At 66.2% G+C, this 13,324-nt stretch carries 1 protein-coding gene (running past one end of the window); it reads left to right on the plus strand.

Annotated features, from left to right (window positions below; genetic code table 11):
- Positions 1–13,324 carry part of the coding region annotated (locus tag NFR41_RS01265) for a hypothetical protein (protein WP_251230373.1) on the plus strand (this coding region is incomplete at its 3' end). 20,449 nt of the annotated region lie to the left of the window's left edge, so 13,324 of the 33,773 annotated nt are shown.

Raw genomic sequence — 13,324 nt, forward strand, 5'->3', positions numbered from 1 at the left:
GCGTGTTGGGCCATGCTTTCATCACCGAGCTGCCGAAGGTCCACGACACCACCCGCTCCGCGGCGCTCTATGGCACCCGCGGCGTGGAGGGCAAGGCAGCTGCCCCCGGCCAGTCCATCACGGTGCTCGCCGACGAGGACGCCCCCTCCCAGGTGACCCAGGCCGTTGCCGGCATGTTTGCCGAATCGGGCCTTGAGGCCGATATCCAGACGACCGCCGAAGGCGACGGCACGGAAGGGGAGGACCCCAGCCTCACCAAGTCCGACTCGGTGCATGTGAACCACTTCGCCACCGTGGTGCCGCGCTACGACGACACAAAGTACGCCTCCTTCGAGCGCAGTCGCGCCGGCTTCTTCCGTTCGGAGGAGAAGCCTACCATCAAGATCGACGTGAGGCAGTGGTACTTCACCGGCACGCCTTCCGGCGGCTACCGCTGGCTCAACGACGGCATCATGCTGGACCCTGAGGACTCGCTGTTCCTGCGCTACGAGGTGACGCTCTACAACATGTCCACCGGCCAGCTGCAGCTGCTGGGTTATGACCCCGAGGCCGACGGCTACGGCGTGGACACCTGCACGAATCCTTCCATCTCCACGCTGCTGCCCCGTATCCAGAACTACGGCCCCACGCCCGGCACCATGTTGAATGACCTGCCGGCGCTCACGTCCAAGCAGCAAACTCGCATGAACCAGGCGGCGTCGGTGCGCGCCATCGGCGATGAGCTGCGCAACCTTTCCGAGATCGAGGGCGAAACGCCCGCGGCCACCCAGGCCCGCATCGAGGTTATCGCCAAGAAGCTGGAGGCACTCTGCGGCAAGGAGTTCACCGACAGCGCCGGCGCGGCCAAGGAACCCGCGATCTTAAACGGCGAGGACGTGCCCGAATCCACCCGCGGCGAGGTGGACGTGTACATCCGCTCGCTGCGCAACTCGGTGAAGAGCCTGCGCGGCTACAAGGCGGCCACCCAGGACCCCGAGACCGGCGTCATCACGCCCGAGGGCTACTACGGCAACGTGTCGGTGGCCGACGCGCGCCGCCTGGCCACCTCCATCATCGCCCAGAGCAACGCGCTCGAGGGCTGCATCTCCAAGGAGCGCCCGTACAGCCGCGTGCTCTCCTACGTGCCCGCCACCGACCTGTTCGCCACGGCGCCCGACAGCCTGGCCCCGGGCCAGACGGTGCCTGACTACTCCGGTACCCGCAACGTAGGCGATGGCTTCGACTACACCGACGGCTTCTCGTCTTCCTACGGCGCCAACCAGTCCATTAACCGCCAGGTGGGCGCGGGGATGTACCTGAGCCCCCTGAGCGAGAACTACACCCGTCCTGCCAGCGCCGTCGGCGCCTCGGATGCGTCCCACATGAACAACCAGATCAACTTGTGGACCTACCGCGTGGTTCAGTTCCGCCACTACAATCGTGACGACGAGGGCAACCTGTGGCAGCAGGTCAGCGACACCGAGTGGAAGTTCATGGGCATCATGAACGACGACGGCACGGTGAAGACCCCCGACCAGCTGAAGGCGGAGGCCGAGGCCGCGGGCGAGACCTACGAAGCGCCCACCGTGCCTAAGGGCTCCACCAAGGACGTGGGCAGCCTCACTGAGTACGACGAGATCCCCATCGAGAGTTCCACGGCGGCCATCCGTCCTTCGTCGAACCCGGCCGAGGACATGACGCTTCTGGGCAACGGTCTGGTGCCCAACGGCGGTTCGGCTGCCTCATCGAAGGACGAGTACAGCTACATCTACGACGAGATGGACGACGTAGACCTGGTGGGCGTGGGCACCACCACCAACACCCGCCGCTCGCTCACCTGGAACTTCACTGGTCAGGCCGGCAGCCGCGGCGTGCTCAATGCGGGCCAGGCCATCATCATCGACTTCATGATGCAGTTCAATCCCGCTTCGTCGGCCTCCACCGACGTGGGCAATGCGTTGATCTTGTCGGCCTACGCTGACAAGGCCGGCAGCTACAACTTCTACGACTACCCGCTGACCCGTACCGTCACCGAAGGCGACGATGGCAGCGGCACGTCCAAGGTGCAGCTGGTTACCAAGGGTGACATCTTCGACCACGATAGCACCATCACCAAAGACTCGTCCTACCGTTCCGACCTCAATGACGGTAATGGCAACGGCGACCGCAGCGAGACCCTGCTGCGCAAGGACGGCCCGTCGCTTTCCTGGTCCAACAACGACAACGTGGTCCAGGAGAAGATGGTCCAGCCCAAGTACACCGACGAGAAGTTCTCGAAGCGCAACCAGACGGCCCCGGTGCCCGAGGGTACGTCCTACACCTACGAGGCCATGCAGCAGTACACCGGCATCAGCGACAACACCGCCGCCCTGTACCAGCACTCGGTCATCGTGGACACCATGCCGCGCGAGAACGACAAGTACACCTCCGCCCTGGCCATGGACGGGGCCAGCACCAGCTTCAAGCTGCGCCAGTCGCAGTGGATGGGCTGGCTGCAGAACCTCGACTCCATCACCATGGAGTACACCGATACCACTCCCGACGCCGACGGTAACATCAAGGGCAAGTACACCCTGCGCATCGCCGATGAGGTGGACAAGGTCACCGGCGAGATACGGCATGCCCAGGCCACGGTGTGGGTGGGTCCGATCAAGTCCGAGGGTAGCCTGGCCGCCGGTAATCTGAAGCTGACGCCGCTGACCACCGATTCGGTGGTGGAGCCTATCGACGTGGCCCTGGCCGACGGGGAGAGCAGCACCTGGACCAGCGCCGACCAGTTCGACAGCTTCATCACCCGCTGGACCGCCCAGAAGACCACCGGCATCACCTATGGCGCCGACGGCCGCACCGAGGTCGAGAAGCTGGATCCGTCGGTTTCCATGGCCACCGTCAACATGGTGGAGCTCAACGACCTGAAGGCCTACGTGGCGGCTCATCCGGCCGAGGCCGAAGCGCTCACCCGCTGCATCGCCTCCATCTGGTGCCGCGTGCTCGACGACGATCTGGTGCTCATGGCTCGCAACGGCGATGTGCGCCTGAAGTACGACCTGAAGGCCCCGCTGAACCTGCCCAAGTACCTGGGCAACGCGGACAAGACCTTCATGTCCATCGACCTGACCGCCAACGACTTCGATAACGACGGTAACTTGCTGCCCACTTTCACTCCGCTGCAGCGCTACCTCTACGAGACCAGCCAGTGGAACACGTTCATGTCCATGGTCGACTACGGCTCCGGCGCCGCGGGCTACCGCTACCGCAAGTACGAAGACAAGCCGGCCGGCGTCTACGTGGACGCCCCCGATGGTTACGGTTACCTGGGCAGCTACGTGTGGCTGGACAGCAACTGGGATACGCACCTGAACGACACGGTGCCCGGAACCCCCGAGACCACCGACCTTCTGGGCAATCCCACCACCTACCACAAGGCCGACAACGGCCGCTACATCCTGTCCACGGAGAGGTCCATTGTGGGCGACAAGTACGCCTACACCTACGAGAACGGCAAGGACACCTCGAAGCTGCTGACCGACCTGGACTACGACGGTAAGCCCGACGATCCTGGCATCAACGGCGTGAGGGTGGAGCTGCTGAACAAGTGGGGCATTCCCGTGAACCGCCAGGGCGAGGCCGTCACCCAGGTGCGCGAGAGCGCCAGCTCCACGAAGATGGTGTGGGTGAAGGCCGACCCGCAGACCGGCGCCCCCCTGAAGGACATCGTGGGCGAGTACCAGCTGGCCTCCAACGACGAGTCCGTCGACCTGGGCGCCTACGTGTACGTCACCGAGTCGGACTACTACAACAACCACGGCTACTTCATGTTCTCCATGCTGACGCCGGGCGAGTACCGTCTGCGCTTCACCTTCCCGCGCCAGTACGCCAACTACGCGCTCACCACCAAGCGCATCGGCGCCGATAACGCCCCCATCCTCAACGACCTGGGCGAGGCCGAGGCGCTTTCGAAGGACTACTCCGCGGGGCTCATGGTCAACCGCACCGGCAGCTCCATGGTGGTCACCTCCGACGTCATCGAGGTGAAGCCGGTGGCCTACGACAAGGCCAAGTACGCCGGCGGCGGCGAGGTTACGGGCAACGAGCTGTACGACGCCATCATGACCAGCTACAACGTTGGTATCGCCATGCCCGTGGTCTATGAAGGCGTAGCCTATCGCGACGACAAGCTGGCCGGCTACGAGGACCAGGAAGAGGACATGGAGGAGGGCAACGGCGACGCCGGCAGCGGCAACCCCGGCGATCCGGACGAGGGCAACCCCGGCGGCGACGAGGGCGGCGACGCCGAGGGCGCTTCCGATTTCGGCGGCGGCATCTCCGCGTTCTCGCTCAACCCCGACAACGCCCCCGACTACGACGCCAGCCAGGGCGAGCTGCCTCCGTTCATCATGGTGAACGGCAAGCCCACGCTGAACATGAACCGCTACGTGGCCAAGGACGGCTCGGTTGACCCCGAGCTCATCGACGGCGTGCTGGACTGGGTCAACGTCAACCTGGACGAGGACAACCCCTACGAGTATGCAGTGTCCGTGGACGAGATGCGTCTGAAGAACATGCTGGTCAGCGTTCAGGTTCAGAACGAGGAGACCGGCCTTTGGGAGCAGGCCTACGACACCAACGGCAACAAGGCCATCACCCAGACCGACTGCTACCTGGAGGTTAGAGTGAACGGCAGGTGGACGCGCGCATTCGACTCGTTGGGCAACAACCTGGTCAGCGCCGAGGTGATGAACCAGCTCGATATGGACACCGACTGGCGCTGGGTGCCCTACACCGCCACGGCGGCCGACGCCACCGGCGCTTTCGACTTCAGTCTGGAGCCGGGCCATACCTACAAGGTGATCTGCCGCGACACGAAGAACCGTATCCTGAAGCCTTCGGTCATGACCTGGGATAACGACCCGCTGCACCGACCGCTCATCAACGCCGAGGACCAGAAGCTCACTCCCGAGGGCCGGCCCAACGACGAAGTGGCAGCCATGTGGGACAACGACCTGTGGCTGAAGAGCGGCGTGGCCGAGACCAACAGCTTTGCGGCCGTGGTGCCCACCGACGCCTCGGGCAAGGCTATCTACGAGGATCCGAAGAACATCTGGAAGGGCTACAAGATCTACGACAAGCTGGCCCTGGGCTGGATTGACGGCACCAAGGGCTTCTTGGGCAACTACGTCTGGAGCGACAAGAACGAGGGCACCGAAGCGGGCGGCCAGCTCTACGACGGCCTGCAGGGAGATGTGCCCAACATCGGCGTGGGCGGCGTGAAGGTGACCTTGGAGCAGTACTTCTGGAAGCCCAACGACGCTACGTCCGATGGCACCTACGACCCCGGTTCGTTGAACAACACCTCCGTGGGTGGACAGTGGGTGCTGAGCGATCTGGAGTACAAGACTACCACGTCCTCCAGTTCTGGCTCATACATCTTCAAGGGAGTGTCCACCTACGTGACCGATCCTTCCGCGCCTCCCACCGTGGAGGAGGAGGACAAGGCCCGTTACCTGGCCGGTTACCGGGTGCGCATCGACCTTGACGCGCTGAAGGACGTCACCAGCGATTGGGGTCTTACTTTCCGCAACGCCGCCACCGGCGGGCTGGTGCCCACCTACGACGAGGAGATCGACTCCGACGCCGCCATGGGATTCGTCCAGGTGATGGATGGCGAGAACCCCTACATGCGCGACGGCGAGCCGGTGTACGCCTACTACCTGAACGAACAGGGCAGCGGCTCTACCTCGGCCTCTGGCTTCGGCCAGGGCTCGCAGGTTGCCGCCGGCGGCCATGACGCCGACGTGTCCTACCAGCAGATGATCGTGGTGGCCGGTAACCTGGATACCATGGCCAAGGAGAATCTGGCCAACTACCTGGTGAGCGTTGGCAAGCTGACCGAGGAGGACGCCCGGACGGCCACCCTTACCATGCTGCTGGATTCCATGGACGGCCGCATGGTGGCCGACTACCTCATCTCGCGCCAGCTGCTGACCGAGGTCGAGGCGGCCAAGCTGAACCTGAGCAGCCCGGCCGTGGTGAACCGCCTGAAGGAGCAGGCTGCTTCCGCCAGCGGCGCTGCCGCCGAGAACGTGCGCTCCGTGCGCGGCGGCTTCGGCGCTTCCGCCACCACGGGCCAGTACGACCTGGGCGCCGCCCAGCGTATCGAGCACTGGGACGTGGGCCTGGTGGAGGTGCCGCGCAGCAGCGTCACCGGCCGCGTGTGGAACGACGAGGACTACGACGGCATCTGCCAGCCCAAGACCGACGAGAGCGGCAACGTGCTGACCGACGAGGACGGCAACGTGCTCTTCGATGGCATGCCGGGCGAGCCGGTGGCCATCGAGCAGTACTACTACGACCCGGACAACGTGGCGGCCGACGGCACCCACTGGTTCCGCAACGACAATTTCGGCAACGACGCCCGCACCTCGGCCGCTGCCGACTGGAAGGAAGAGACGCGCCAGGACTTCATGGGCCGCGACTACACGGTGTGGGTGCGCCAGTACCCCGACCCGGAAGATCCGGCCACCATGCTCACGCTGGAGCTGAAGGAGCAGGACAAGACTTATCCCATCGGGCAGTCCCAGGCCGACGGCTTGGTGCGCACGGTGACCGACGAGAACGGCAACTACCGCTTCGACAACCTGCCCACGGCCTACACCGCACCCGACGGGCGCCACTACCTGGCCTCCTACCGCGTGGTGCTCATGGGCCTGCATCAGGAGGAGGTCACCGACGAGGACGGCAACGTGCTGTACTCCACTCCGTGGATGATGACCCACTACCACAGCGGCTCCGACGTGCTGGCCGACTCCGACGTGCGCGACACGCGCCCGGGCACCCAGGACGCCTACAAGGTGATCGGCCGCGAGGTGGACGCCGACGGCACCACCCAGCTGCGCGCCCTGGACGGCCAGATCATCCTGGCAGCCAAGGCCGGCGCCGACCGCCTGTACCCGAACCAGATCTCGCAGGTAAGCGTTGCGCTCTCCGATGTGTACGAGGGTGCCGATAGCGGCCAGAGCGTCACCTACGACTACCTGACCCGCCGTGACACCCAGGTGCAGGGCGGCGATATCGGCGAGCTGGCCGTACCGCGCCGCGAGATCAGCGGACGCGTGTGGCACGATGCCGACTACGACGGCCTGCAGGCCATGACCACCGACACGGTGCCGAAGCTGGACGACGAGGGCAATCCGGTTGTCGACGCCGAGGGCAACCCGGTCATGGAGACCGTGAACGTCTACGATCCGACCGAGCCGGGCCTTGAGGGCGAGACCGTGCGCCTCAGCCAGTACTACTACGACGAGACCATGGTCAACGACGAGGAGGGCGACCCCAACTTCGGGACCCACTGGATCCGCAACGCCGACTTCTGCGTGGCCGGCTACAACAACCTGGCCGCCATCGCCACGGGCGACTGGGCCCAGGGCGCCTACGTGTCCGACGGCCGCGTGTACATCAAGACCAACGGCGAGGGCGTCTACTCCTTCAAGAGCCTGCCCACCACCTACATCAAGAACCTGACCGCCGACGAGGTGGGCAAGGTGAGTCGCCTGCGCCTGGCCTCCTACCGCGTGGAGCTCATGGGGCTGCACGAGGACGAGGAGCGCGCCGACGACGGTACGCTTATCTCTGCGAAGCCCTGGATGATGACCCGTTTCCACGTGGACAACCTCGTGGAGAACCCCGACGGCACCACGTCGGTGGACGTGCATTCCGATTCCGACGTCGACGACAGCCAGGCGGGCACCTTGGACGTGTACGCGCTGGAAGGACGCATAGACATCGTCGATCAGCTGCTGGACGATGAGACCGTCGATCCGGTGGGCTCGCGCGGCGGCAAGGGCCAGATCATCTTGGCCGGCCCTATCCGCGGCGTTGATCCGGGCGAGCAGACGGCCCAGGTGATCATCCCCGCCGAGGACGTGGTGGTGGGTGCTGCGGGCACCGTGGTCTACGACATGATGCGTGCTCGTTTCGACGAGGATGAATCCTACAGTGGTGGCGACGCCGGCCAGCTGCCCATTCCCACGCGCTCGCTGGAAGGCCGCGTGTGGCGCGATGCCGACTACAACGGCCTGCAGAGCAGCGACGCCGACAAGGAGCCGGGCATCCCGGATGTGAAGATCACGCTTGAGCAATGGTACTTCGATCCCGAAGCTGCTGCCGCTCCGGCTAACCCCGGCTTCCTGGACGAGAACTTCGACGAGACGCTGAACTTCTCCGGCAAGATTGACGCCTCCTACACAAGCCAGTGGGTGCGCAACGATCGTTTCGCGGCGGACGGCTACGCGGCCCTGACCGGTCGTCTGGCCGTGGTTGCCGGCGACTGGGCTGCTAGTGCCTCTGTTGCCGACGGTGTAGTGACCATTAGCACCAACGACGAGGGCGTCTACCGCTTCGACAACCTGCCCACGGCCTACACCGACCCGGCCACGGGCAAGCACTACCTGGCCGCCTACCGCGTGAAGCTGGTGGACGAGCTGCTGGACGACGCCGAGGGCGCCTGGATGATGACCCGTTACCACCAGGGTGGCGAGGATTCCCTGGAGCTCGACTCCGACCTGCCCGACAACCTGGGCCTGGACCGCAACTACCCGCTCATCGGCCGCGAGACGGCCGTGGAGGGCGACGGTCTGACCAACCGCTACCTGGGTATGCGCCAGGAGATGCTGGAGGGCCAGATCATTCTGGCCGCCACACCCGGCGCCACTGGCCGCGGCGCCCATGCCGAGCAGGCCGTTCCCGCTACGGACTACGTTAACAACCTCGACGGCAGCCTGGTGTTCGACTGGATGGACGCCCGCGACTACCGCGAGGGGTCTAATGCGATTGACGCCGGCGACGCCGGCCAGCTGCCGCCGCCAGTGCAGGACATCGTGGGCGTGCTGTGGAACGACGCCAACAACGACGGTCTGCAGGGCATGGTGAAGCTGGAGCGCAACGCTGACGGCACGCCGGTGCTCGACCAGGACGGCAACACCGTGCCGGTGCTTGACGCCCACGGCAATCCCGAGCTGGAGCGCCTGCCCGACGGCACCGCGGTAATCGTGGACGACCTGGGCAACTGGGTGCAGGCCACCGATTCCGACGGCAACCCGCTGTTCGAGGCCGACGGCGTGACGCCGCAGTGGGTGACCGAGCACGGCATCAACCGTATTTCCGTGAAGCTTGAACGCTTCTACACCGCCGATGATGGTGCCACCTGGACGGCGTACCCGTGGTCGGCAGACGAAGCGAAGCTGTACACCGACGAGAACCTAGACGTCACCTGGGATGCCACGGACGGCAGCATGATCACCGCCACGGCCGAGCAGCCCAACGCCTACGGCGATACGCGTAACGGCATCTACCGCTTCGACCAGCTGCAGACCCAGGGCCGCGTGGACGTGGACGGCGACGGGCTCACCGAGAAGGTGATCTTCGGCTTCCGCGCCAAGATTGATGAGCCGGCCTGGCGCATGAACCGTATGGCGTCGAAGTTCCGCCAGGGCGACGACGTGGCTCGCGACTCCGACCTGGTTTACGAGACTTTCTCGCCCAGCAAGTCTTACCTCATGGGCGACGAGGAGTACATTGTGCTGCTGGAGGCCGCCGACGCCGGATCGGTGCCGGCCAACCGCCAGCTGGGCGCGGTGTCCAACAACCCCAACAAGCCGCAGGTGCCCTTCACGGACTACGCGGCTTCGGGCGGGCGCGCCTCTATCGCCACCTTCGCCGCAGCCGCCATGGCCACGGCGCTGGCGGCGGACCAGGACTCGCTGAACTACGACATGGCTGACGGCTCCGACGGTGCCTTCAACGACGGCGGTCTGTTCGACCCGGCCTCGCAGTCCATCGCCGGCTACCTGTGGATCGATGAGAACTACAACGGCCTGCGCGACGAAGGCGAGGAGCCGCTGGAGAACCGCGTGGTCATTTTGCAGCCGTGGAAGTGGAACGACGACGCCAAGAAGTGGGAGAAGCTGGAGGCGCCCAACCCCCAGACCACCGACGCAAAAGGCTATTACCGCTTCGACAACCTTTACGGCAGCTCCTTCGATGAGAACGACGACGGCACCGCGCACAAGGACTACCTGATCGGCTACACCGTGGAGGTGCTGGGCGCCCCCAACGCCACCTACGGCCTGGCCCAGACGGTGCAGGGCATGCCGGTGGCCAACCTGCTGGTGCCCGACGAGGACAACGACAGCAACTCCAAGGCCCATCGCGCCGTGGGGGCGGCCGATGCCGGCGTCTACGGCGTGGGTAACTATCCGCTGGCCTGGTACGGCGGCACCGAGGAGAGCGGAATCGAGCCGCAAAGAGACGGCGTGGTGGAGATTGCCGAGGGTCGCTATGTGGTGGACGGCCGCATCGTGCTGGCCGCTGCCGCCAGCGACAAGACCGAGGCCGAGGGCGGCACCCAGGACGTCTACCGCGTGACGGTGGGCGAGGGTACCGGCGAGGGCGCCACCATGGAGTTCGACATGGCCGTGGCTGCCAGCGAGGTGCGCATGGACGGTGGCTTCCTGCCGCGCGACACCTCCGAGATCCGCGGCGTGGTGTGGGAGGACGAGAACTACAATGGCCTGCGCGACTACGTGGTGGAGGGCCTCGACGACGCTGAGTCGCTGCCCGAGTCTATCACGCCGGGCTTGGAGAAGCCCATCTCCGGCCAGCGCATGTTCCTAATCCAGGAGTACCTGGACGACGACGGCACCTGGGTGCAGAACCCAGCCTTCCAGCGCAAGGAAGACAGCATGCTGGAGACCGGTGACTTGCGTGCGGGCGACGACTACGTGGTGGTCAAGAACGTGGTGGACGACGCGAGCTACCGCCTGGTGAAGGTGGAGCGCGACGAGCACGGGGCCATCGTGCAGACGCCGGCGAGCGAGTGGTACGGCGGTGCGTCCGGCCGTCCGTGGCCGGTGGCGGGCAAGCCCGGCCGCTTCCAGAACGGTGCCGACGACGCTGCTGCCACCCCGCTTGCGGTGGAGCCGCTGACCGAGTACAAGGTTGAGGTCAGGCGTCCCGAGAACGGCGTGGACGAGCTGGGCAACCCCATGTACGTGTTCACCACGGGCACCCGCATCGTTGAGGGCGCCAACACTGGGTTCGCGGTGGAGGCCGGCGGCACCTCGCTTCTGGTGGTGAAGGCCCCGACCCTGATCGACCCCGACCTGTCCGCGGAGTACGGCTTCGAGTACACCTTGGACGACCCGGCGGCTGCCGATGCCGAATGGACCGCGGCCGACGGCGAGGGCCTGGCGAACTTCTTCCGCCTGGCCTACAACAGCGAATACACCGTGTCGGTGCGCGCTCGCGGCAACGAGGCCTACTACGAGGCCATAGCCGCTGCGGCCGGCACGCCGGCCGCAGCCGAGGAGGGCGACGGCCCGGCGGCGGGCGAGGGCACCGAGGGCGGCGACGCTCCCGAGACCCCCGGCGACGGCTCCGAGGGCGGCGACCCCGACGCTCCCGAGACGCCCGGCACCCCCGGCGACGGCCCGGTGTTCGGCGACGACGTGGTGTTCCCGAGCGAGGTGCTGGACAGCGTGGTCATCGTCACGCTGCCGAACCGCGCCGGTACGTCCGTGGGCTACACGCCCATGGCCACCGGCATCACCCAGGACACTGTGACGCCCACGCCCTTCGGCGCGCGCCTGGCCATCTCCGACACCCAGGGCGTCTACACCTTCGGCGAGCTGCCCAGCTACCTGCAGAAGAGCGCTTCCGACGGCTCCATCATGGCCTACGGCGAGCTGGGTGCCACCGACAAGCTGTACCTGGTGCGCTACCGCGTGAGCTCCGCCGAGCCGGCCGCCGGCTTTACCATGACCCGCTTCCATAAGGGCGACGACGCATCATTCGACTCCGACCTGACCCGCGAGGGCACAGGCGACGATCGCTCGCTGGTGCTCAAGCCCCAGATCAGCTATGGGGCCACGGCCGAGGCGCCGGTCGTGACGGTGCAGGACGGCCGCATCTACCTGGCCCAGAGCGCCGTGGAGGGCGACGGTCACCAGTACCAGCAAGACCTGGTGCTCGACGGTACGTCGTGGCGCGTTCCCGCCGCCGGCGAACCGTCCACGGCCAGCTTCGACGTGCCGCGTCCCGTGGGCGCCGCCCGCAGTGGAGACGTGGGCCTGAAGGAGGCGCCGCTGAGCTACATCGCCGGTATCGTGTGGAACGACGAGGACCGCGACGGCATCCGCGAGGAAGAGGAAGCGGGTGTGGCGGGCGCCGTGGTGAAGCTGACCCGCTACATGTACCGCACCGGCGACCCGAGTGCCGCCGAGCCCTACCAGCGCAACGATTGGTGGGAGTTCGACCTGGTCTTCGACGAGACCGACCATTCCGTGGTGACCAAGAACGACGGCGCCTGGTACTTCGACCAGCTACCCACCTTCGGCACCGACGAGATGGGCGAGGAAGTGGTGTACGGCTACCGCGTGAACGTGGTCAAGCTGCCCGATGCCCCCACGGCCGATGACGGCGGCTGGGCCGTTACGCAGCTCAACGCCATCGATCCGTCCACGGCCGAGGAGCAGGAGGACGGCACCTTCTCCGATCCGGTGAACGTGCCCACTAACGACTCCGACCTGGACGAGGCCACCACGCGTCTGCTGCCCGACGCCGGCGTGAACGGGCTGATTGTGCTGGCCCAGCGTTGGACCGACGACGAGGCCGAGGAAGCCAAGATCATGGGACCGGGCGGTGTCGCCTGGTCGAAGATGGCTGCGGCGGCAAGCGTTGCCAACGACGCCGGCCTGGCCCTGTACGACCGCGTGGCCATCGACGGCTGGGCGTGGAACGACCTGGAGAAGGACGGTGTGCAGGTGGGCGGCGAGGATAAGTTCGCCGGCCAAAAGGTGCACCTGCAGCGTCGGGCCATGGATGCCGACAAGGCGGCCGTAGCTGGCGTGGGCTCGTCGCTGACCGACGGCGTGCACGGCAGCAACCTAGACGGCGCCGGCAGCCCGGTGAACGTCGCCGAGCGCACCTACCAGGATCCCTGGAACCTGACCGACCAGGAACCCGAGCCTGACGAGCCCGACGTGCCGGTTGACCCCACGGTGCCCACCGACGACGACCGGGCCATGGCTAAGGCAATCGATGCCCTCATCGACGCCATCGGCACGGTGGAGCTGACCGAGGCCTGCAAGGCTGCCATCGACGCCGCCCGCGCCGCCTACGACGCCCTGACCGACGTGCAGAAGCCGCTGGTGGAGAAGCTGGACGTGCTGGAAGCCGCCGAGAAGGCCTACGCCGACCTGGAGGCCGCCGGTCCCACCGACGACGACCGGGCAGCCGCCTCCGCGGTGGACGCCCTCATCGACGCCATCGGCACGGTGGAGCTGACCGA

The sequence above is a fragment of the Adlercreutzia aquisgranensis genome, from assembly GCF_943193145.1.
In the GTDB taxonomy this organism is placed as follows: domain Bacteria; phylum Actinomycetota; class Coriobacteriia; order Coriobacteriales; family Eggerthellaceae; genus Xiamenia; species Xiamenia aquisgranensis.